At 48.4% G+C, this 20,268-nt stretch carries 19 protein-coding genes and 2 tRNA genes; 9 read left to right on the top strand and 12 right to left on the bottom strand.

Going from position 1 to position 20,268, the window contains the following annotated elements; genetic code table 11:
* The first annotated feature begins 103 nt into the window (after window positions 1-103).
* The 5 genes from sufC (at window position 104) to IEV89_RS07110 (ending at window position 5,067) form a co-directional block, all read left to right on the top strand.
* The gene (sufC, locus tag IEV89_RS07130; RefSeq protein ID WP_188471940.1) at window positions 104-850 is read left to right on the top strand and encodes a Fe-S cluster assembly ATPase SufC; all 747 of its coding nucleotides are present in this window, start codon (window positions 104-106) and stop codon (window positions 848-850) included.
* Entirely contained in the window at window positions 825-2,126 is a 1,302-nt protein-coding gene (sufD, locus tag IEV89_RS07125) for a Fe-S cluster assembly protein SufD (protein WP_188471938.1), read from the top strand. The genes sufC and sufD overlap by 26 nt, the downstream gene beginning before the upstream one ends.
* Complete coding sequence (gene sufS, locus IEV89_RS07120) at window positions 2,126-3,346, top strand: cysteine desulfurase SufS (protein WP_188471936.1); 1,221 nt, start codon at window positions 2,126-2,128, stop codon at window positions 3,344-3,346. Before sufD ends, sufS begins: the two co-directional genes overlap by 1 nt.
* Before the next feature lie 29 nt (window positions 3,347-3,375).
* Complete coding sequence (sufE, locus tag IEV89_RS07115) at window positions 3,376-3,789, top strand: cysteine desulfuration protein SufE (protein ID WP_188471934.1); 414 nt, start codon at window positions 3,376-3,378, stop codon at window positions 3,787-3,789.
* A 306-nt stretch (window positions 3,790-4,095) separates the two neighbouring features.
* The gene (locus IEV89_RS07110; RefSeq protein ID WP_188471932.1) at window positions 4,096-5,067 is read left to right on the top strand and encodes a L,D-transpeptidase family protein; all 972 of its coding nucleotides are present in this window, start codon (window positions 4,096-4,098) and stop codon (window positions 5,065-5,067) included.
* Window positions 5,068-5,279: 212 nt separating this feature from the next.
* Here the strand turns inward: IEV89_RS07110 and IEV89_RS07105 are convergent, their stop codons facing one another.
* The 5 genes from IEV89_RS07105 to IEV89_RS07085 all read right to left on the bottom strand — a co-directional run bounded on the left by IEV89_RS07105 (window position 5,280) and on the right by IEV89_RS07085 (window position 9,483).
* Complete coding sequence (locus tag IEV89_RS07105; RefSeq protein WP_188471930.1) at window positions 5,280-5,516, bottom strand: major outer membrane lipoprotein; 237 nt, start codon at window positions 5,514-5,516, stop codon at window positions 5,280-5,282.
* A gap of 293 nt (window positions 5,517-5,809) precedes the next feature.
* Window positions 5,810-7,222: a pyruvate kinase PykF gene (pykF, locus tag IEV89_RS07100; RefSeq protein WP_188471928.1), complete on the bottom strand. Its 1,413-nt coding sequence runs from the start codon at window positions 7,220-7,222 to the stop codon at window positions 5,810-5,812.
* A gap of 488 nt (window positions 7,223-7,710) precedes the next feature.
* A tRNA-Val gene (locus tag IEV89_RS07095) sits at window positions 7,711-7,787 on the bottom strand.
* Window positions 7,788-7,827: 40 nt separating this feature from the next.
* A tRNA-Val gene (locus tag IEV89_RS07090) sits at window positions 7,828-7,904 on the bottom strand.
* Between the two features lie 205 nt (window positions 7,905-8,109).
* A complete protein-coding gene (locus tag IEV89_RS07085; RefSeq protein ID WP_188471926.1) occupies window positions 8,110-9,483 on the bottom strand; it encodes an MATE family efflux transporter in 1,374 nt (457 codons plus the stop codon).
* A 262-nt stretch (window positions 9,484-9,745) separates the two neighbouring features.
* Here IEV89_RS07085 and IEV89_RS07080 point away from each other — a divergent pair, with 262 nt between their 5' ends.
* The gene (locus IEV89_RS07080) at window positions 9,746-10,402 is read left to right on the top strand and encodes a riboflavin synthase subunit alpha (RefSeq protein WP_188471924.1); all 657 of its coding nucleotides are present in this window, start codon (window positions 9,746-9,748) and stop codon (window positions 10,400-10,402) included.
* Window positions 10,403-10,486: 84 nt separating this feature from the next.
* On the opposite strand, the gene cfa is transcribed toward IEV89_RS07080, so the two are convergent.
* A complete protein-coding gene (gene cfa / locus IEV89_RS07075; RefSeq protein WP_188471922.1) occupies window positions 10,487-11,638 on the bottom strand; it encodes a cyclopropane fatty acyl phospholipid synthase in 1,152 nt (383 codons plus the stop codon).
* Window positions 11,639-11,981: 343 nt separating this feature from the next.
* Entirely contained in the window at window positions 11,982-13,196 is a 1,215-nt protein-coding gene (punC, locus tag IEV89_RS07070) for a purine nucleoside transporter PunC (RefSeq protein ID WP_188471920.1), read from the bottom strand.
* A gap of 168 nt (window positions 13,197-13,364) precedes the next feature.
* Between punC and punR the strand changes: the two genes are divergently transcribed.
* Window positions 13,365-14,270, top strand: a complete 906-nt coding sequence (gene punR, locus IEV89_RS07065; protein WP_188471918.1) for a DNA-binding transcriptional activator PunR — start codon at window positions 13,365-13,367, stop codon at window positions 14,268-14,270.
* Between the two features lie 56 nt (window positions 14,271-14,326).
* On the opposite strand, the gene purR is transcribed toward punR, so the two are convergent.
* Window positions 14,327-15,352: an HTH-type transcriptional repressor PurR gene (gene purR, locus IEV89_RS07060; protein ID WP_188471916.1), complete on the bottom strand. Its 1,026-nt coding sequence runs from the start codon at window positions 15,350-15,352 to the stop codon at window positions 14,327-14,329.
* Between the two features lie 293 nt (window positions 15,353-15,645).
* On the opposite strand from purR, the gene cydH reads away from it, so the two are divergent.
* A complete protein-coding gene (gene cydH / locus IEV89_RS22005; protein WP_373283360.1) occupies window positions 15,646-15,777 on the top strand; it encodes a cytochrome bd-I oxidase subunit CydH in 132 nt (43 codons plus the stop codon).
* Between the two features lie 182 nt (window positions 15,778-15,959).
* Here the strand turns inward: cydH and IEV89_RS07050 are convergent, their stop codons facing one another.
* Entirely contained in the window at window positions 15,960-16,802 is an 843-nt protein-coding gene (locus tag IEV89_RS07050; RefSeq protein WP_188471911.1) for a C40 family peptidase, read from the bottom strand.
* A gap of 508 nt (window positions 16,803-17,310) precedes the next feature.
* Between IEV89_RS07050 and IEV89_RS07045 the strand changes: the two genes are divergently transcribed.
* Window positions 17,311-17,664 (top strand): Grx4 family monothiol glutaredoxin, encoded by a 354-nt coding sequence (locus IEV89_RS07045; RefSeq protein ID WP_188471909.1) that lies wholly within the window; start codon window positions 17,311-17,313, stop codon window positions 17,662-17,664.
* Between the two features lie 90 nt (window positions 17,665-17,754).
* On the opposite strand, the gene rnt is transcribed toward IEV89_RS07045, so the two are convergent.
* The 3 genes from rnt to IEV89_RS07030 form a co-directional block, all read right to left on the bottom strand.
* Window positions 17,755-18,465: a ribonuclease T gene (gene rnt / locus IEV89_RS07040; protein ID WP_188471907.1), complete on the bottom strand. Its 711-nt coding sequence runs from the start codon at window positions 18,463-18,465 to the stop codon at window positions 17,755-17,757.
* Between the two features lie 88 nt (window positions 18,466-18,553).
* Complete coding sequence (gene gloA, locus IEV89_RS07035; RefSeq protein ID WP_188471905.1) at window positions 18,554-18,961, bottom strand: lactoylglutathione lyase; 408 nt, start codon at window positions 18,959-18,961, stop codon at window positions 18,554-18,556.
* Window positions 18,962-19,102: 141 nt separating this feature from the next.
* Window positions 19,103-20,194, bottom strand: a complete 1,092-nt coding sequence (locus IEV89_RS07030) for an alkene reductase (RefSeq protein ID WP_188471903.1) — start codon at window positions 20,192-20,194, stop codon at window positions 19,103-19,105.
* Window positions 20,195-20,268: the final 74 nt, after the last annotated feature.

Raw genomic sequence — 20,268 nt, 5'->3', positions numbered from 1 at the left:
GCCGTCGCTGTATGGTGTAGCGTCCGTGACGGACAGGTTTGAGTTCAGCACAGTAAAGCATAATCAGAATTATGAGCGCGCAAGCGCAAACTCAAGGATACGTATGTTAAGCATTAAGAATTTAAAGGTCCGTGTCGAAGAAAAGGAAATTCTTAAAGGGCTTGATCTTGAGATCAAACCAGGGGAAGTACACGCCATTATGGGGCCGAACGGTTCCGGTAAAAGTACGCTTTCCGCGACGCTGGCCGGACGCGAGGACTACGAAGTTACCGAGGGTACTGTTGAATTCAACGGTAAAGATTTACTGGATCTCGCGCCGGAAGACCGTGCAGGCGAGGGCGTCTTTATGGCCTTCCAGTATCCGGTAGAGATTCCCGGCGTCACCAACCATTTTTTCCTGCAAACTGCAGTCAATGCGGTACGTAAATATCGTCAGTTGCCGCCAATGGATCGTTTTGACTTCGCTGATTTTATCGAAGAAAAAATTGATATGCTCAAAATGCCGTCCGATTTGCTGACCCGCTCGGTCAACGTCGGTTTCTCCGGCGGTGAAAAGAAGCGTAACGATATTCTGCAAATGGCGGCTCTTGAGCCTAATTTGTGCATCCTCGATGAAACTGACTCTGGTCTGGACATTGATGCGCTGAAAATTGTTTCCGATGGCGTGAATTCCTTACGTGACGGTAAACGTTCATTCATTATCGTTACCCACTACCAGCGTATCCTCGACTACATCAAGCCTGACTACGTGCACGTTTTGTGGCAGGGCCGCATTGTTAAATCCGGCGATTTCACCTTGGTTAAACAGTTAGAGGAGCAAGGTTATGGCTGGCTTACAGAGCAAGAGTAACGCACCAGCGGCGGGCAGTTCGCACGCCATGCAGCAGTTATACCGCCTGTTCGAAAGTGCGGGCGGAGAGCAGTCAGCGCATGCTCATGCCCATTGGCAGCAGGTTTTACGTATCGGCTTTCCCAATGCAAAACTAGAGAACTGGAAATATACACCGGTATCTTCTTTGCTGGGTAAACAGTTCTTTGCACCGCAGCAGCATGGGCTGTCCATTGAACAATTGAACGCCGTAGCCCTGCCGGTTGAGGCTTATCGTCTGGTCTTTGTGGATGGTCGTTACGACGCCAATCTCAGCGATGTTCAGACTGGTGAGTTTGAGATTGAGAAACTGAGTCCGTCCATGCAGCAAACACTGCCGGAACCGATTGAGTCTGAAGTCTTCCTGCATCTGACCGAAAGTCTGGCACAAGACGCTTTGTCTGTACGCTTACCGGCCGGAAAACAGGCAGAGAAACCGCTCTATCTGCTGCACATCAGTAGTGGACGTGAGCAGGAACGTGAAATCAATACCGTGCATCATCGCTATCATCTGGTGATTGAAAGTGGGGCCAATGCAGAGGTAATTGAGCATTATGTCACTCTCGGCGATAAAGGCCATTTCACGGGCGCGCGCTTGACCGTAAATGTTGGCGATAATGCCGATTTTAACCATTACAAACTGGCGTTCGAAAGCCAGGCCAGTTTCCACTTCTCGCATAATGATCTGGTGATTGGCCGTGACGCGCGCGTTGCCAGCCACAGCTTCTTACTGGGCGCGGGCTTGACCCGCAATAACACCAGTGCGCAGTTGAACGGTGAAAACAGTAACCTGAACATTAATAGCCTGGTGTTGCCAGTCGATGCGGAAATTGCCGATACCCGCACCTATCTGGAGCACAATAAGGGGTATTGCAACAGCAACCAGTTGCATAAAGTGATCGTGCGTGACCGCGCTAAAGCTGTGTTTAACGGCATGATTAAAGTGGCAAAGCATGCGCTGAAAACAGACGGTAAGATGAACAACAACAACCTGTTATTAAGTAAGCAGGCTGAAGTGGACACTAAACCGCAGTTAGAAATTTATGCTGATGATGTGAAATGTAGCCACGGTGCAACGGTTGGTCGTATCGATGATGAACAACTTTTCTACCTGCGCGCACGCGGCATCAGCGGCCAGGATGCACAGCACATGATTATTTTTGCTTTTGCGGCTGAGCTGACTGAAGCGATTAAAAATGAAACCCTGCGCGATGTAGTCATTGCCCGTATTGCTGGCAGACTAAACCGAGGTAAGTAATGAGTTTTCCCCTGGAAAGAGTTCGTAGCGATTTCCCCTTGCTAAGCCGTGAAGTCAACGGTCAGCCGCTGGCTTACTTAGACAGTGCAGCCAGCGCGCAGAAACCCCGTCAGGTCATTGAGCGTGAGCTTGGGTTCTATGAGCACGGTTATGCTGCGGTTCACCGTGGCATTCATACCTTAAGTGCTGAAGCCACCGAGCAGATGGAGAATGTCCGTACGCAAGCTGCGCAATTTATCAATGCTGCTTCCGCCGAAGAGATCGTGTTTGTTAAGGGCTCAACCGAGGCCATTAACCTGGTCGCTAATACCTTCGGGCGCACTGCCTTGCATGCGGGCGATCGCATCATCATCACCGAAATGGAGCACCATGCCAACATCGTTCCCTGGCAGATGCTGGCAAAAGAGCGTGATTTGCATATCGACGTCTGGCATTTGACATCGAATGGCGAGTTGGATTTGTCTGAATTGGAAACGCTGATCACACCACGCACCAAGTTGCTGGCATTGACGCACGTTTCCAACGTACTTGGCACTGTCAACCCGATTGAAAAAATCATCCCTCAGGCCAAGGCGGCAGGGCTGACGGTACTGGTAGATGGCGCGCAGGCAGTGATGCACTACAGCGTAGACGTTCAGGCACTGGGCTGTGATTTCTATGTCTGGTCCGGGCATAAGCTCTACGGACCAACCGGCATTGGTATTCTTTATGGTCGTAAAGCGTTGCTGGATCAAATGCCTCCGTGGGAAGGGGGTGGCTCAATGATCAAACACGTTAGTCTGACTGAAGGTACGACCTTTGCGGCAGTACCGTGGCGATTTGAAGCTGGCACGCCAAATACCGGTGGTATCATGGGGCTGGGGGCTGCAATGGAGTATGTGGCTGAACTGGGTCTGGAAAATATCCACGCCTATGAGCAGGAATTGATGTCCTACGCGCTCGATGCTATGACGCAGGTGCCTGACCTTGTGATTTACGGTCCAGAGACTCGTTCAGGCGTCATTGCCTTTAACCTCGGCAAGCATCACGCCTATGATGTGGGGAGTTTCCTCGACCAATATGGTATCGCAATCCGTACCGGGCATCACTGTGCTATGCCATTGATGTCATTCTACGGTGTCCCGGCTATGTGCCGTGCGTCGCTTGCCATGTACAATACCCGCGAAGAAGTCGACCGTCTGGTCGCAGGGCTGCAGCGTATTCACCGGCTGCTGGGCTAACCAGCAAGCTATTATCAGGATTTACTTTTATGGCTTTGCCAGATAAAGAAAAATTAGTTAAAAATTTTTCCCGTTGTCCGAATTGGGAAGAAAAGTATCTTTATGTGATCGAACTTGGGGCGCAGTTAGCACCACTTACTGATGAGTACCGTCAGGATGAAAACCTGATTTCTGGTTGTCAAAGTCAGGTGTGGATTGTCATGCAGACGGCTGAAAACGGTAATCTGAGCTTCCTCGGTGACAGTGATGCGGCGATCGTTAAAGGTTTAGTGGCGATTGTTTTCAGTCTCTATCAGGGACTAACGGCACAGGATGTCGTGACGCTGGATGTGCGACCGTTTTTCACGCAGCTAGAATTGAGCCAGCATTTGACGCCTTCACGCTCGCAGGGGCTGGAAGCGATGATCCGCACTATTCGTGCTCGTGCGCAGCAGCTGATCTGAACGCCAGGTCATCCCTTCATTGCTCATTAGGAATGTTCTGCTAATGAGCAATGCTATTTTTCGCCCATCGTTCAAAGCATCATCATTTAGTGTTGAAATTTCAGCTGCTTAAATCCCCTCCGCTGGTCAAAACATAACGTTGATTTGACTTCGTAAAGTCTTGATTTTAGGCATGTAAATTGCCTTTAAATTCTCTCCTGTTACTATTGATTATTCAAAGGAAAGTTCATTTCGCGAAGGCAATTTCGGCCTTGAGATGGCATCGGGTTTTTATTACCTTTACGATAACAACGAGCAGGATTCAGCATGAAAAGTGCACTACCTCTGATGGGCATGTTATTCGCCGGTTATCTGGCAAGCAGTACCGCTAACGCTGCAGAATACCCCCTCCCGCTGGACAACAGTCGTTTGATTGGTGAGAACACGACTTATGTTGTTCCCAACGATGGAAAGCCGCTGGAAGCGGTTGCGGCAAAATACCAGATTGGTTTGATTGGTATGTTGGAGGCTAATCCGGGTACTGATCCTTATCTGCCCAAGCCCGGCACCGTTCTGACCATTCCTTCGCAAATGCTGCTGCCGGATACCAAGCGTGAGGGGATTGTGGTGAATCTGGCAGAGATGCGTCTCTATTATTATCCGAAAGGCGAGAACAAGGTGATTGTATTGCCGATTGGTATTGGTCAACTCGGACGCAATACGCCAGAAATGGTGACCTCTGTCAGCCAGAAAATCCCCAATCCAACCTGGACCCCCACTGCCAACATTCGTAAGGCTTATCTGAAAGAAGGGGTCAAGCTGCCGGGTATGGTGCCTGCTGGCCCTGAGAACCCGATGGGCTTGTTCGCTATGCGCCTCTCTGCTGGCTCTGGGCAATACCTTATCCACGGTACCAATGCTAATTTTGGTATCGGTATGCGTGTCAGTTCTGGCTGTATCCGTTTACGCCCGGACGATATCGAGGCATTGTTCAATATGGTGCCAAAGGGAACGCGTGTGCAGATCATTAATCAGCCGATCAAATTCGATGTTGAACCTGATGGCAAGCGTTACATCGAAGTACATCAGCCGCTGTCCCACACTGAAAAAGATGATCCCCAGACGAAACCTATTCCTCTCACGGTGGCTGCGAAGAAATTCATCAAGAGCAAAGATACGGATGATGAAGTGGTAAAACAGGCGATCGAGCGCCGCTCGGGCATGCCGGTCATTGTTAGTAAAGGTGTTGACGCGACAGATGCACCGCCTGTGACTGCAGTGGTGTCAACGGGGCAGTAGCCGATGATCGTCATTAAGGGCACTCTATGAGCCATAGCAAGGTCTAAATATTAGGAGCGGCTACCGCTCCTTTTTTATGCCTGTACGTCTGTGAGGGCAAAAGGAAGCGTTTTTAGCCAGTGGAAATCGATAGCGTGAGGCGGGCGTGGGAAAGGAAATCCTAGGAAAAAAAAATGGCGCACTAAGTGCGCCATTGAGCTTAAGAAGTAATATTACTTCTTGTAAGCGTGTGCTTGGTTGTCAAGACGTTGGTTAGCGCGTGCTGCGTCGTCTTTAGCTGCCTGAACGTCAGAACGCATTGCGTTCACGTCGTTGCTCAGTTGATCAACTTTAGAGTTCAGAGTAGAAACGTCTGAAGACAGTTGGTCGATTTTAGCATTGCTTGAACAACCAGCCAGCATAGTTGAAGCCAAGATCACAGCGCCCAGTACCATTTTAGTGCGATTCATTATAAATACCCTCTAGATTAAGTTAATCTCCATGTAGCGTTACAAGTATTACACAAACTATTTTCTAATGAGAATAATTTTTTGCTAGCAAACGCTTTATTTCGACTGTTAGCTCAAAGAAACATCTTATTTTACGAAAAAGCCAAAAATTGCAGCGAAAACAGCCGGATTCCATGAGACTAGTCCCATTTATTTCTTAGTGTTTCTGCATGTTATTTTGGATTTCCAAAATAGGGTCAATAAAAAACGCCGCATTACGCGGCGTTTTGACCTGTAGCGATGCCACATTTTAATTAAACAATGTGTACCGATGCAGTATTGGTGGTGCCGCTTTGGACCAGGGCGCCTGAAACCATCACGACGACATCGCCTTTCTGCGCTAAACCGCTTTCGATTGCCGCTTCTTTACCAATTCGGTAGAAGTCATCAGTTGAAGCGATCTCTTTCACCAACTGAGTCACTACGCCTTTCGTCAGGATTAACTGTCGAGCGGTTACTTCGTTAGTGGTTAATGCCAAAATGATAGCGTGCGGGAAATATTTGCGCACAGCCTTTGCAGATTTGCCTCCATTAGTTGCTACCACGATCAGTGGAGCATCCAGTTTCTCGGCCGTTTCTACTGCGCCGCGGCAAACTGCTTCTGTGATGCGTAGTTTACGGTTGTCGTTCTGAACATCAATACGACTTGGCATAACGCGGTCAGTACGGGCACAAATGGTTGCCATGATGGTCACAGCTTCCAGCGGATACTTACCTTTTGCACTTTCACCTGACAGCATGACTGCGTCAGTACCATCGATGATCGCGTTAGCGACATCTCCAGCTTCAGCACGAGTAGGGCGCGGGTTTTTGATCATGGAATCGAGCATCTGTGTCGCGGTGATCACAACTTTGCGTGCACGGTTACATTTCTCGATCATCATTTTTTGAGCGAAGATGACTTCTTCAACCGGAATCTCAACGCCTAAATCACCACGAGCGACCATGATGCCATCGGAGGCTTCAAGGATTTCGTCAAAGTTGTTCAGGCCTTCCTGATTCTCAATTTTAGAGATGATCTGAATATGTTCGCCACCGTGTGCTTTCAGATGTTCACGGATTTCCAGCACATCGGAACGTTTACGAATAAAGGAAGCTGCAACGAAGTCAACACCTTGCTCACAACCGAAGATAAGGTCACGTTTATCTTTTTCAGCCAATGCTGGCAGAGCGATAGACACACCTGGCAGGTTAACGCCTTTGTTTTCGCCGAGGTCACCGTTGTTGAGTACTTTACAGGTCACTTCAGTTTCTGAAACTTCGATCACTTCCATACCAATCAGGCCATCATCAACCAGAATGGTGTTGCCAATTTTCAGATCGGCAGCAAAGCCAGCGTAAGTCACAGCAACACGCTGAGTGTTACCAATCACTGACTGATCTGTTGTGAAAGTATAATTCTGGCCAGCAACCAGAGAAGCGTCTACGCCGCCCTCCAGTTTCATGGTACGGATTTCTGGGCCTTTGGTGTCTAGCAGGATGCCAGCTTTATGGCCGGTTTTAGCCATGACATTACGGATATTCTTGATGCGCTGGCCATGTTCCTCGTAATCACCGTGAGAGAAGTTCAAACGCATTACATTCATGCCTGCATCAAGCAGTTTGGTCAGCATTTCTTCGGATTCAGTTTTTGGTCCGATGGTACAAACAATTTTGGTCTTTTTCATGACGATTTTATCTACAAGTTGTGATGGAATGGAAATGATTTTGCCTGACAGCGCTGCTGCCCGCGAGGAATTTAGTTACGGCCTGATTGTTACAAATCACTGTTAAGCGTAGGTGACTGGAGAATAAATGGTGTGTAAAGTTCAGCCAAGACGTGGCGATCTGTACGATTGTTAATCGTTTCGGGTGAAGTAATGCTTTTATAAGGCGATATCGACAGATCAAGGGGCTGAGACCATTCAATCGAAGAGACGGTGCATATTATAAGGGCTAAGCGGTGGGAAACAAAATAAAAAACATGATGCTGCGCAAGCTTAGCGCATCTGAGGGGTGTTCGTTGCGCAAATAACCAATATGGGCATGCGCGACATAACCAGTGATACACCGGTCATACAAGCTACTGAGTAATCAAAAGTAATAAGTAGGAAAATTATGCAGGATTAAGCATGTTTGGTTTGAGAAACATATGGGGAGTTGTGATTGTTTCATCTGGTGCGTCCGAATGGACTCGAACCATCGACCCCCACCATGTCAAGGTGGTGCTCTAACCAACTGAGCTACGGACGCACGCCTGATGAAACTGACTGCATAACTTTATATAGAAATATGGTGCGTCCGAATGGACTCGAACCATCGACCCCCACCATGTCAAGGTGGTGCTCTAACCAACTGAGCTACGGACGCATCTATTTCTGTCTGCCAGTGCGGCAGCGGGGACGAATATTAACGACCTACCCGAAGGCTGGCAAGGGAAAAAAAACATTTTGCCCTTTTATTGTGACGCATTGATGCGTGAATGCTCACTGCGTTGATTTTTTGAACATTAATGGCTAAAAAAGTCAGCCATTTTAGCTATAGCAGCCTAAGGCTGACGGGCGACCATAAACCATCAGTGTCCAACCTTATCTAAAATAATGAAGGGTGATTGTTTCTGGATCCAGCGTATACGTAGTGACACCATCACGGCAGCAAAGGTCAGCCCCAAAATGAAGCCCCACCAGAAGCCGCTCGGGCCCATCGCTGGCACCAGATAATCGGTTAGCCCTAACAGGTATCCCACTGGCAGTCCTAATACCCAATACGCCACAAAGGTGATATAGAAGATTGACCGCGTATCTTTATAGCCACGCAGTACACCGGTGCCAATCACCTGAACGGCATCTGAAATCTGGTAGATAGCCGCCAGCAGCATCAGGCTGGATGCCAGTGCCACTACCTGAGGGTTATCGTTATACAATGCGGCGATTTGCTCGCGGAATATCACCGACATCAGTGCCGTAATACATGCCATGACAACACCGGTAAAAATACTGGTATAGGCCGAGACTTTTGCGCCATCAACGGAGGACTCTCCCAGCCGTGAACCGACGCGTATCGTGGCGGCCACACCTAGCGAGAGGGGGATCACAAACATCAAAGAACCAAAATTGAGTGCAATCTGGTGGCTGGCAACCGCCACAATTCCAAGTGGAGAGACCAGCAGGGCGACGATAGCGAATAGTGTTACTTCAAAAAAAAGCGCGAGCGCAATTGGCAAACCTAACTGAGTCAGGCGTTTTAGCGTGACCCAGTCTGGTTTGGCGAAGCGAGTCGGTGCAACAATGTCTCGCATCGAGTAGGTGCGCTTCACATAGACGCGCATCATCAAGAACATTACCCAATAAACCGTACTGGTTGCAACGCCGCAGCCCACGCCTCCCAGTGCTGGGGCGCCAAATTTACCGTAGATGAAAATATAATTAACCGGAATATTCACCAGCAGGCCGATGAAACCAAATATCATCCCCGGTTTGGTTTTAGATAAACCTTCGCACTGCACACGTAAAACCTGGAAAAATAGGTAGCCGGGTGCTCCCCACATGATGGCGTGCAAATAGCCAATGGACTTGGCTTTAAGTTGCGGATCAATATTGTGCATCAGCCCGATGATCTGGTCGCAGTGATACAGCACGGCAATAATAATAAGCGATACGCCCGATGCGAGCCAAAAACCTTGTTGGATTTGATGAGCGATTTTTTCGCGGCGGCCGGCTCCGTTGAGCTGGGCGACGGTGGGTGTCAGGGCTAACAAAAGACCGTGCCCAAATAATATGGCGGGTAACCAAATCGAGGTTCCGACGGCGACGGCGGCCATGTCGGTAGCACTGACGCCGCCGGCCATAATAGTATCCACCACGCCCATTGAGGTTTGCGCAACTTGCGCTAGTATGACGGGGATCGCGAGAGCTAATAACACACGCGCTTCTGTAAGATACTTCTGCACGCCTACCCCTTTAATTGTTTTGAATAAAAAAGCGTCACGCAGGCGTGACGCTAAAATAGCTGTAAATACTTCAAATATTGTACATTGCCAGGTTTTTTAAGCAATCAAAGCGGTGAACGGTGAGTTGCATCGTGTCCTACTTCCAGTGGCGGCTCTTTTGCCCTCATTGATTTGGCTTTCTATTAAATCTGCGGCAAACTGGCAGGCAGAAACGCAATGTATGCAGAGGGTTCACTGCGTAAAAATTCATGAGGCATAGGCTATGTTTACCGGTATTGTTCAGGGCACAGGAACGTTGGTGTCCATTGATGAAAAACCTAATTTTCGTACCCATGTTGTGCAAATGCCTGCGAACATGCTCAAGGACCTTGAGCTTGGCGCGTCTGTGTCACATAACGGTTGTTGTCTGACCGTCACTGGCGTGAACGGTAACTTTGTCAGTTTTGATCTGGTGAAAGAAACGCTTCGACTGACCAATCTCGGTGATTTACAACCAGGCTCGCTGATAAATTTGGAGCGCGCTGCACGTTTTGATGATGAAATCGGCGGGCATCTCATGTCCGGGCATATTATTTGTACAGCGGAAGTCTCGAAAATTATTGCTTCCGAAAATAACCGTCAAATCTGGTTCCGCATGCCACATGAAGATTTAATGAAATATGTATTACATAAAGGTTTTATTGGTATCGACGGAATAAGCCTTACTGTGGGCGAGGTCACTAAAACCCGATTCTGCGTACATTTAATTCCGGAAACCTTGCAGCGAACTACCCTCGGCACCAAACGTTTGGGGGATAAAATTAATATTGAAATCGATCCACAGACACAAGCCATTGTGAATACGGTTGAACGCGTATTGGCAAGTCGCGAAGCGGCAATGGCCACCGCGCAGGCCATGGTGGAACTGCACGAAAAGTAGAGTGAAAGCGCCTCAAAATAGAAATGAAAAGCCGAGCAGGTGACCTGTTCGGCTTTTTTACGACAACGGCTCAAGAGGTTAACGCTAACGTGGCACGCGAATACCACCTTCTACACCCTTAGGGCTGAACAGAACCTGCCAAAGCTGAATGTCACGTGCCCTGAAAGCGCCAGCGCAGGCATTTAGATAGTAGGTGAACATCCGTTCAAACCGGTCAGTGTATTTACCTGCCAGCGATGGCCATGCCTGAAGAAAACGTTCCAGCCAGGCCATCAGCGTACGGTCGTAATCCGCGCCAATATTGTGCCAGTCTTCCATGACAAACAGTGTCTCAGTGGTATGTGCTATCTGTTGAATAGAAGGCAAACAGCCATTGGGGAAAATATACTTATCAATCCAGGGATCGACACTCAGATCCGTTTTATTCGATCCAATCGTATGGAGCAGGAATAAACCATCCGGTTTTATATTACGTTTGGCGACATTGAAGTAGGTTTGATAGTTCTTCGGACCGACATGTTCAAACATTCCGACTGACACAATCCGGTCGAACTGATCATCCAGATCGCGGTAATCCTGTAGCAAAATAGTGACATCAAGATTTTTACAGCGTTCTTGGGCCATTTTTTGCTGTTCAGCTGAGATGGTTACGCCTACCACACTTACGCCATAATTTTTTGCAGCATATTCGGATAGACCACCCCAGCCACAACCAATATCGAGCAAACGCAGGCCCGGTTTTAATTGTAATTTGTCGCAGATAATTTTTAATTTTGCTTCTTGGGCCTGCTCAAGGGTGGTGGCATCCTTCCAGTAGCCGCAGGAATATTGCATATAAGGGTCAAGCATAAGACTGAACAAGTCATTACCCAGATCATAATGCTCTTTACCGACAATCCAGGCGCGTTTTTTGGATTGTAAATTGGTTAGCCGTGCGGCTGCAATGCGGAGTGTGTCTCTGAAATGTCTTGGGAGCCTACTTTCGAGGCCGGCATTCAGGACGCGTTGGAAGAAAATGTCCAGCCGTTCACATTCCCACCAGCTGTCCATGTAACTTTCACCTAACCCCAGAGAGCCTTCCTGTAAAACACGCTTAAAAAAATCAGGATTTTTAACTTTGATATCGAAAGGGCGGCTACCGTTGATCTGCACATCTGCCATGCCCAACATTTCATTGATAATGCGATACCACTGATTATCCTGAACGCTCAGATCTTCTATACACGATGAACTCATAGCTTCTCCATCACATGCTCTTCTGACTTATTAACCTGCTGGAAAACAAGGCAATCTATGCAGGTCATTATGAGAACAGACGATTAATCCGCCTTGTCTGATATACGACTATGAACAGAGGAAATTAGAAGAAAACCGCAACCTGAGAGCGGCCGCGTGAAAAACTTTTTTACAAAACGTGACGCACTACCCGCACTCAGATTTTTTTTGCAAAAAAGCATTGTATAAATATTATTTTTATTGTTTTTTTTGAGTATAAACTTGCCTGCGCGCATTCTCAATAATAAATCATACACGGCAGGCATATTATTTAAGTTACTGTCACGTAAGGTTATTATGACAGTTAGTTAGCATGTTTTACTTCGGCCGGTTCCAATTGCTTTTTTATTGCAACTTCCTGCTTAGTACTTTTCTTCACCATCATGAAGCCAAGCGCGACCAACACCAATGTCCCCAGCATAACGCTAACGGTTGCCAGTAACGGCCAAGCGATAAACGCAGAAACCAACAAGCTGGCAATAAAACACAACCCTAATTGTAGTGTATTTTGCAAAGCAGCCGCTTTCCCTGTGCTAGTAGGGAATGGCATTAACGCGTTAGCGACCACAATTGGGTAACAGGCACCGTTCACCAGCGCCATTAAACAGAACGGGATAAGTAAGGTGATCAGCGTTGCGTTGGTGAATGTAGCCACCAGATAAAGAGCTACTATGCTCAGAGCATATCCGGCGAGCAGCCAGGGAAGTATACGGTTACCCTCGATTTTGCTGATCAATAAGCGACAGCCGAACCCACCAACCAGGAAAGCGATAGTCTGAGGAACATAACTCAGACCGATAATACCAGGGGAATAACCCATATCGCTGAGAATGAAAGGTGAACCGGTCAGCCAAGCGAAGAATCCAGCCGAACAGGCGGCATAAATAAGGACGTTACCGCTGAACACGTATGAAGTCAGAAGGTTGAGAAAGCTAAACCTTCCAGCCTCTTGGCCAACGATCTTTTTTTGAGTTTCACGAATGCGGAAAGAGAAAATTAACAGCAGAACACCAATGATCAGCAGCAGAGTGAAAATGGCTTCCCAATCAAAGTGGTTCAATATCCATGCACCCAGCAATGGGGCAAGGGCGGGGGATAATGCCACCAGCGGCATAATGGTCGCAAAAGTACGTTTGGCTACATCAGGAGAGTAACGGTCAACAACCAGCGCTTGCCAACTGACCGTTGCCGCACACACGCCAATGGCCTGCAGAAAACGGAGTGCTAACAGTAGATAGATATTTTCCACCCATATCATCCCCAGGCAGCCGAGCGCGAAAAGCATTAGGCCGGTGATCAGCACGGGTCTGCGCCCGAGTTTATCAGACAGCGGTCCCCACAGCAGCTGACCTATGGCAAAACCAGCCAGAAAGATACTCAGACTGGCGCTGATAAGACCGGGCGTGGTCGCCAACTTGGTTTGCATAGTACTGAAAGCAGGCAGGTACATATCGGTGGCTAAAAAGCCCAGCATACTCAACCCGGCGAGGTAGAGCATAAATCCAAACGAGGGTTTCATGAATGTCTCTTTTTATTAGCGATGCGTGTTACGCGAAAATAAATCAATAGCGGCACAACGTGCAGAAAGTCTCAGGCGCGAAGTGTAATCGGTTGGCTTACCTCTTGTGAAACGCTAATATTTGCACTTATATATCAAAAAAATTGAAAGCAGATGAGGCGGACGATTATGTGGTCAGAGTATTCACTGGAAGTGGTCGATACCGTTGCGCGTACCGGAAGTTTTAGTGCTGCGGCTCAAGAGTTACACCGGGTGCCTTCTGCGGTCAGTTATACTGTACGCCAACTGGAGCAGTGGCTAGCAGTGCCGCTATTTGAAAGGCGCCATCGCGATGTGGAGTTGACGGCGGCAGGTCAGGTTTTCGTGGAAGAGGCACGCTTGCTTATCAAAAAAATGATAGCCACGCGACGTCAATGTCAGCAAGTTGCCAATGGATGGCGCGGGCAGCTAAATGTTGCAGTGGACCGTATTGTGAAACCTGACCGATTAAGGCGTCTGGTTACTGATTTCTATCGTGCCTTTCCCGATACGGAGTTGATTATCCACTCCGAAGTGTTTAATGGCGTATGGGATGCATTAGTGGATGGGCGCGCGGATGTGGCCATTGGGGCAACGCGCGCCGTGCCCACCGGTGGGCGTTTCAGCTTTAGGGACATGGGTTTTATGGACTGGCACTGTGTTGTCAGCCCGGATCATCCTCTGGCGGCATTAACTGCACCACTCATTGATGAACAACTGCGGGCTTATCCGGCACTGTGCATTGAAGATACTTCACGGAATCTACCTAAACGCGATACCTGGACGCTGGACAATCAGCGCCGTTTAGTGGTTCCCGACTGGATTTGTGCCGTGGATTGCCTGTGTGAAGGTTTATGTGTGGGCATGATGCCTGTGCATCTGGTTGAGGCGTGGATATCACAACAAAAATTAAGCGTTCTGACGCTGGCAACGGCTTTTCCTGAAAGTGCCTGCTGCCTGACCTGGGACCAAAGCAATCAGTCTCCCTCGCTGGCATGGCTTCTGGACTACCTGGGCGATACGTCAACGCTGAATCAAGAGTGGTTGCGCAATTAAAAACGCCTGCAAAAACCGCAGGCGTTACTTGTTGGAAGAGCCAAAATCATTAAAAACTAACGGCGATAGTCGCGGTAAGGACCATCGGCTACCGAGCGACGCTCAATCAGTTTGGGATGAACTTCGATGGTTTGCGACTCTTCACGCTTGCTGATGATGCGATCCAGCAGCATAGTAAATGCCATTTCGCCCAGTCGCTCTTTTGGCTGGTGGATAGTGGTTAATGCTGGGGAAAAATAACGGGCATTGCGCACATTATCATACCCGATCACAGAAATGTCCTGAGGCACTCGCAAACCCATCTCATCGGCGGCACAAATAGCCCCCATAGCCATGACGTCACCACCGCAGAAAACTGCCGTCGGACGCTGCTTTTGCATGAGAATTTTGTGCATGGCCTGATAGCCGGACTCCGGCTCAAAATCACCCTGAACTACCCACTCTTCATGTAGCGGTATATTGGCCTCGTTCAGTGCTTTAACGAAACCCTGGAAACGACCACCACCGGTATTTCTGGCCAGTTGCCCGGGAATCACACCGATATCACGATGACCGCGTTCAATCAGGTAACGCCCGGCCATATAACCGCCTTCAAAGGCATTATCGATAATGCTGTCAGTAAAGTTTTTGCGCGCCTCACCCCAGTCCATCACGACCATCGGAATTGAACGATACTCTTCGAGCATATCGAGGAGGGCATCAGGATATTCTGCGCACATCACTAACAGGCCATCAACGCGCTTTTGCGCTAGCATCGACAGATAGGCCTGCTGCTTATCGAGATTGTTGTGTGAGTTACACAAAATCAATGTGTAGCCTTTGGCATAGCAACTGTTCTCAACGGCTTCGATCACTTCGGCAAAGTAGGGGGCTTCGCTGGACGCCGCCAGTAGACCGATAGATTTGGTGTTGTTGACCTTGAGGCTACGCGCCACCGCGCTGGGTGAATAGTGCAGATCTTTAATCGCGGTCTGCACAGCGGCTTTAGTTTCTTCGGCGACGAAACGTGTTTTATTGATGACGTGCGACACGGTTGTGGTGGAAACGCCAGCCCGTTTTGCGACATCTTTTATCGTTGCCATGAAAAGAAGGACTCCTGGCTAGCGTGCTTTAGCACGTTAGCATTATGTTAATCGTTTGCCTGCGTGGGTTTGACTGCTGAAATAGGGATTAGCAGTCAAATCTTTGGTGGGTTTTTCAGAGAAGCATAACTGTCTGAAAGAACATCGGAATGAATCGACCCGCACGCAGTGTGGTAACCACGAATTTTCTCTTATATCTGGCGAAAGGGGAAGTAAAAAGTCTCTGTAACCTGGTGGATGATCGCGGGATTTTAAAACAAAACTGTGAGAAAATGCGTTGACACACAAACTGTATGGCTTATGTTAAGGCCACATTTGATCCAAAAGGGGTTTTAATGGATACCGATTTGAAATTTGCTCTCATTACTGTGGTAGGCGCACTGGCAATGATCATAGCTTTCAGTTTTACAGCGGTCATGGGCTGAAGCACCTTTCACTTTCATCTGTCCTGAGTGAAAAAAACCAAAGAAAAGGGCGAGTCCTGTAACAGGACTCGCCCTTTTCTTTCATTCTAATAGATGCCCGATAAACAAAGCGTGTTGATTGTCTGAGGTTTCATAAACGTTTCGTTAAATGCTATTCATCGTTGATTAGCGTAACCACTTATTTAACGAATCGTTTTAGGCGTCATAACCCGACGCGCTCCTACGTAGTGACCCTGCCAGTAATCGTCGCCCAGTGAGGTAATTTTAATCTCTTCGCCTGTACGCGGAGACTGAATGAATTTACCGTTGCCAACATAAACACCAACGTGATCGGCTGCACCGCGATTATTGATTCTAAAGAAGACTAAATCGCCACTTTCTAGCTCACTGCGTTTGACCGGTGCTGCATCACGAAGATGATACATTTCGTTGGCAGTACGTGGCATTTTGATACGCATCAGATCTTTGTAGGCGTAATACACTAAGCCACTGCAATCGAAACCGGTATTCGGTGAGGTTCCACCCCAGCGATAAGGTTTGCCGACCTGATGCATCAGCTTTGTCATGGCAGTCTGCTGTGCATGTTGATAACGTTTTTTATGCGCGGCGCTTAATGTCAGCGGTTTACTGCCTTTCGCGAGTAAGTCTTTGGTTTTTCGATGGCGACCATAGGTTTTTTTACTTGTCTCCTTTCTCGCTATCGTTCGGCTTTCTTTCTTCGCTGTCACCTTATTCTTGGTCGTTTTGGCGCTTTTATTGACAGAATGTTGATTGCGTACGAGTTTGGTACTGGTGATTTTTCTTGTTTCTTTAACTTTTGCTTTCCTTTCTTTTACTACCGGCTCTGACTTGGTTTTTTTACTGCTTCGGGCAACGGCTTTGCGCTTTCGCCGATCGTCAGGCTTGGCCTGACTGACATGGCTTTTCCGTTGTTCGGCAGCAACGCTGTTATGTGGCGAAGCATGCGCCATATTCAGAAATAGCTGGGTAAAGAGCAGCACAGAAAGCGTAAACAATAAACGCATGGCGTCGTTACCAATATTGGCCCAAGGTTAAACATCAGAGATGTCAGAGTATTACCTAAAAGAACTCCACAAAACAGCACGAATTGCTTCGATTTTAGATCATATTGTGAGAAAAAGTTAATAGCACTTTAAATGCTGCAAAAATAGTCGTATTCAGTTCTAAAAATCATCTCATTTCAGAAAGACAAAAATGTGCCCTGGTCAAACTCACTCTGTCATAAGAGAGTTAAATTCAACGGTCAAAAATGTTATTCTGAATGGATGTTTATTATTGCGAGACGTTAGACACTTTTATAAAAAAGTGTCGGAGCGTCGGAGCAAGACATTCACACTGATATCGCGGGAAAGACCTTGTAAAAAATGATGTTTTTATCCAAAGGCCTCCATCGTTACAATAGATCTTAAGCGACAGATATTAAGCGACATGTGGCGCGCATTTCAGACAAAGCGCCCAGCGCATCAATGAGTAAAGACCGTGACAGCCAGTTTTGGCTTGAGGAAGCAATAAATGACCACGACCACGATAGAAAAAATTCAGAAGCAGGTTTCCGAAAACCCAATCCTTCTGTACATGAAAGGCTCACCTAAGCTGCCGAGTTGCGGTTTCTCTGCTCAGGCCGTACAGGCACTTTCTGCCTGTGGTGAACGCTTTGCCTACGTTGATATCTTGCAAAATCCAGATATTCGCGCAGAAATGCCTAAGTATGCCAACTGGCCAACCTTCCCGCAGTTGTGGGTTGATGGAGAACTGGTCGGCGGTTGCGACATCGTGATTGAAATGTTCCAGCGCGGTGAGTTGCAGACGTTGATCAAGGAAACGGCAGAAAAGTACAAATCTTCTGAAGAGCCGCAGCCAGAGTAAGCTCTGCCTCTAGGTACTCAAGAAGTCATAAAAAGAGCGGCTCATGATGAGTCGCTCTTTTTTTAAGGAATATGCTGTTTACACCAATAACTACTCTTCGCTGTTGACCGTCTGGCTCTCTTCGTCATCTACGTTGACAGGCAACGGCCAGCCACCAAGGCGCTTCCAGCGATTCACCAGCTCACAAAACAATTCAGCGGTTTGTTCGGTATCATACAACGCCGAATGTGCTTGGCTGCTGTCGAACACCATGCCCGCACTGATACAGGCTTTGGCCAGTACGGTTTGACCGAGAACTAACCCGCTAAGTGCCGCTGTATCAAAAGTGGCAAAAGGGTGGAACGGATTGCGTTTCAATCCAGCGCGTTCCGCCGCCGCCATCAAAAAGCTGTGATCGAAGTTGGCATTATGCGCAACAATAATGGCCCGGTTACAGTTTTGTTCTTTCATCCCTTTGCGAATAGCTTTGAAAATGGCGTGCAGAGCATCGTACTCGCTTACTGCGCCACGCAGGGGATTGGTCGGATCTATACCGTTAAATGCCAAGGCTTCCGGCACCAAAATCGAGCCTTCGAAAGGCTCAACGTGGAAATGCAGCGTTTCGTCGGTTTCCAGCCAGCCATCGTCATCCATTTTCAGGCTGATGGCGGCAATTTCCAGCAGTGCGTCAGTTTCTGCGTTAAATCCCGCAGTTTCTACATCAATAACCACAGGGTAAAAACCACGAAAACGGCCTTTCAGGGCGTTAGTTTCACTATTTTCGGCCATCAGTTTCTTATCTTCATCGAATTCAGCGCGCATTATGGCAAATTTTTACGGAGGTTGCAGGATGCCGGCGGGAAAAGGGCAAGAAAAAGGGCGCATTGACGCCCTTGATATAGAAACAGGATTATTTCCCCAAGCCCTGACCGACATGTTTGGATTCGATCAGTTCGATTTTATAGCCGTCCGGATCTTCCACAAAAGCAATAACAGTAGAACCGCCTTTGACTGGACCCGCTTCACGCGTCACGTTGCTGCCTGCGTTACGAATGTCTTCGCAAGTCTGTGCCACGTTATCGACACCTAAAGCGATATGGCCATAAGCGGTGCCCAGATCGTAGCTGTCAACATCCCAATTGTAGGTCAGTTCTATTACGGCACCTTCACTTTCATCGGTATAACCCACGAAGGCCAGCGAATATTTGTATTCGGTATTTTCGCTGGTACGCAGCAGACGCATACCGAGAACATCAGTGTAGAAATTTATTGAGCGTTGCAGGTCGCCGACGCGGAGCATGGTATGAAGTAAGCGCATAGTGTCCTCTGATTGCAGGGGTAAGTAATGAATAACAGACTAGCTGATTGTCACTGCACAGGCAAAAAACGCGGCCGCTGGAGCAAACGGCGGCCGCATTACCAAGGTTTGGATGACACCTGTTTAGCTGATGAGGCAATCTTACAGCGTTGGATAATCAGTGTAGCCTTGCGCGCCACCGCCGTAAAATAGGTCAGCTTTGGGTTCGTTCAGCGCGGCGCGGTTTTTCAGACGCTCAACCAGGTCCGGGTTGGCAATGTAGCTGCGGCCAAAGGCGACCGCATCGATGTAGCCTTTGGCGAGCAATTCTTCTGCTTTCTCGCCGGTATACGCGCCGGCACCGACAATAACCCCTTGATAGTGGGCGCGAATGGCTGCGCGGAATGCGTCTGTGTACGGCTTGCCGCCAGCCCAGTCTGGCTCGGAAATATGTAGATAAGCCAGTTTGCGTTTGTTCAGTTCATCGAGCAGATATAGCGCGGCTTGTTCCTGATCTTCGCCGTTATCCAGACCGTTGAACGGGCCGAGAGGGGAAATGCGTATACCTACGCGATCGGCACCAATTTCCGCGATGGATGCGTCAACCACTTCCAACGTCAGGCGGGTACGGTTTTCGATGCTGCCACCGTAGATGTCGGTGCGCACGTTAGATGCCGGGGACATGAACTGATGCAGCAGGTAGCCGTGCGCAGCATGGATTTCGATATAGTCGAAATCAGCAACACGAGAATTTGCAGCGGCCTGGCGGAAATCATTAATGATGCCCGGAATTTCACTCAGCTCCAGAGCGCGTGGGGTAGGGCAATCCTCACGCACAGCGTTGCCTTGCTCATCGCGCAGGCTGGTACGGGTATTCGGATTGATGGCCGAAGAAGAGACCGGTGTCTGATTATCCGGCTGCACACTGTGGTGTGAAATGCGACCTGTATGCCACAACTGTACCGCGATATGGCCTTCCTTCTGATGGACACCGGCAACGATTTTTTTCCATGCGGCGATTTGCTCGGAAGTATGTAATCCCGGTGCGCCTGCATAACCTTTCGCCTGGAAAGAGATCTGAGTCGCTTCAGTGATGATCAGGCCTGAACTGTGGCGCTGTGCATAATATTCCGCCATCAGAGGTGTTGGAACATCCCCTGGCTCAATGCTACGCAGACGGGTCAGTGGTGCCATAAATACGCGATTCGGTAAGGTTTGATTACCGACAACAATCGGGGTGAAAAGCTTAGTCATTTTCTTAAACTCCTGGTTAATAGACTGGTCGGTCTGGTTAGGGTGAAACTTTTTAACCAAACGAGCGCAGTTCT

The sequence above is a fragment of the Hafnia psychrotolerans genome (assembly GCF_014639435.1).
Classification (GTDB): Bacteria; Pseudomonadota; Gammaproteobacteria; order Enterobacterales; family Enterobacteriaceae; genus Ewingella; species Ewingella psychrotolerans.
The sequence above is the reverse complement of the archived record's forward strand: the minus strand, read 5'-3'. Positions and strand labels throughout refer to the sequence as shown.

Excerpts from the sequence above, each read along its gene's own strand:
- IEV89_RS07110 (WP_188471932.1), top strand. The coding sequence starts at position 4,096 with ATGAAAAGTGCACTACCTCTGATGGGCATGTTATTCGCCGGTTATCTG.
- IEV89_RS07050 (WP_188471911.1), bottom strand. The coding sequence starts at position 16,802 with ATGCGTTTATTGTTTACGCTTTCTGTGCTGCTCTTTACCCAGCTATTT.
- sufC (WP_188471940.1), top strand. The coding sequence starts at position 104 with ATGTTAAGCATTAAGAATTTAAAGGTCCGTGTCGAAGAAAAGGAAATT.
- cfa (WP_188471922.1), bottom strand. The coding sequence starts at position 11,638 with ATGAGTTCATCGTGTATAGAAGATCTGAGCGTTCAGGATAATCAGTGG.
- sufD (WP_188471938.1), top strand. The coding sequence starts at position 825 with ATGGCTGGCTTACAGAGCAAGAGTAACGCACCAGCGGCGGGCAGTTCG.
- sufE (WP_188471934.1), top strand. The coding sequence starts at position 3,376 with ATGGCTTTGCCAGATAAAGAAAAATTAGTTAAAAATTTTTCCCGTTGT.
- punC (WP_188471920.1), bottom strand. The coding sequence starts at position 13,196 with ATGAAACCCTCGTTTGGATTTATGCTCTACCTCGCCGGGTTGAGTATG.
- IEV89_RS07045 (WP_188471909.1), top strand. The coding sequence starts at position 17,311 with ATGACCACGACCACGATAGAAAAAATTCAGAAGCAGGTTTCCGAAAAC.
- rnt (WP_188471907.1), bottom strand. The coding sequence starts at position 18,465 with ATGCGCGCTGAATTCGATGAAGATAAGAAACTGATGGCCGAAAATAGT.
- IEV89_RS07080 (WP_188471924.1), top strand. The coding sequence starts at position 9,746 with ATGTTTACCGGTATTGTTCAGGGCACAGGAACGTTGGTGTCCATTGAT.
- pykF (WP_188471928.1), bottom strand. The coding sequence starts at position 7,222 with ATGAAAAAGACCAAAATTGTTTGTACCATCGGACCAAAAACTGAATCC.
- cydH (WP_373283360.1), top strand. The coding sequence starts at position 15,646 with ATGGCTTATGTTAAGGCCACATTTGATCCAAAAGGGGTTTTAATGGAT.
- gloA (WP_188471905.1), bottom strand. The coding sequence starts at position 18,961 with ATGCGCTTACTTCATACCATGCTCCGCGTCGGCGACCTGCAACGCTCA.
- sufS (WP_188471936.1), top strand. The coding sequence starts at position 2,126 with ATGAGTTTTCCCCTGGAAAGAGTTCGTAGCGATTTCCCCTTGCTAAGC.
- IEV89_RS07030 (WP_188471903.1), bottom strand. The coding sequence starts at position 20,194 with ATGACTAAGCTTTTCACCCCGATTGTTGTCGGTAATCAAACCTTACCG.
- IEV89_RS07105 (WP_188471930.1), bottom strand. The coding sequence starts at position 5,516 with ATGAATCGCACTAAAATGGTACTGGGCGCTGTGATCTTGGCTTCAACT.
- purR (WP_188471916.1), bottom strand. The coding sequence starts at position 15,352 with ATGGCAACGATAAAAGATGTCGCAAAACGGGCTGGCGTTTCCACCACA.
- punR (WP_188471918.1), top strand. The coding sequence starts at position 13,365 with ATGTGGTCAGAGTATTCACTGGAAGTGGTCGATACCGTTGCGCGTACC.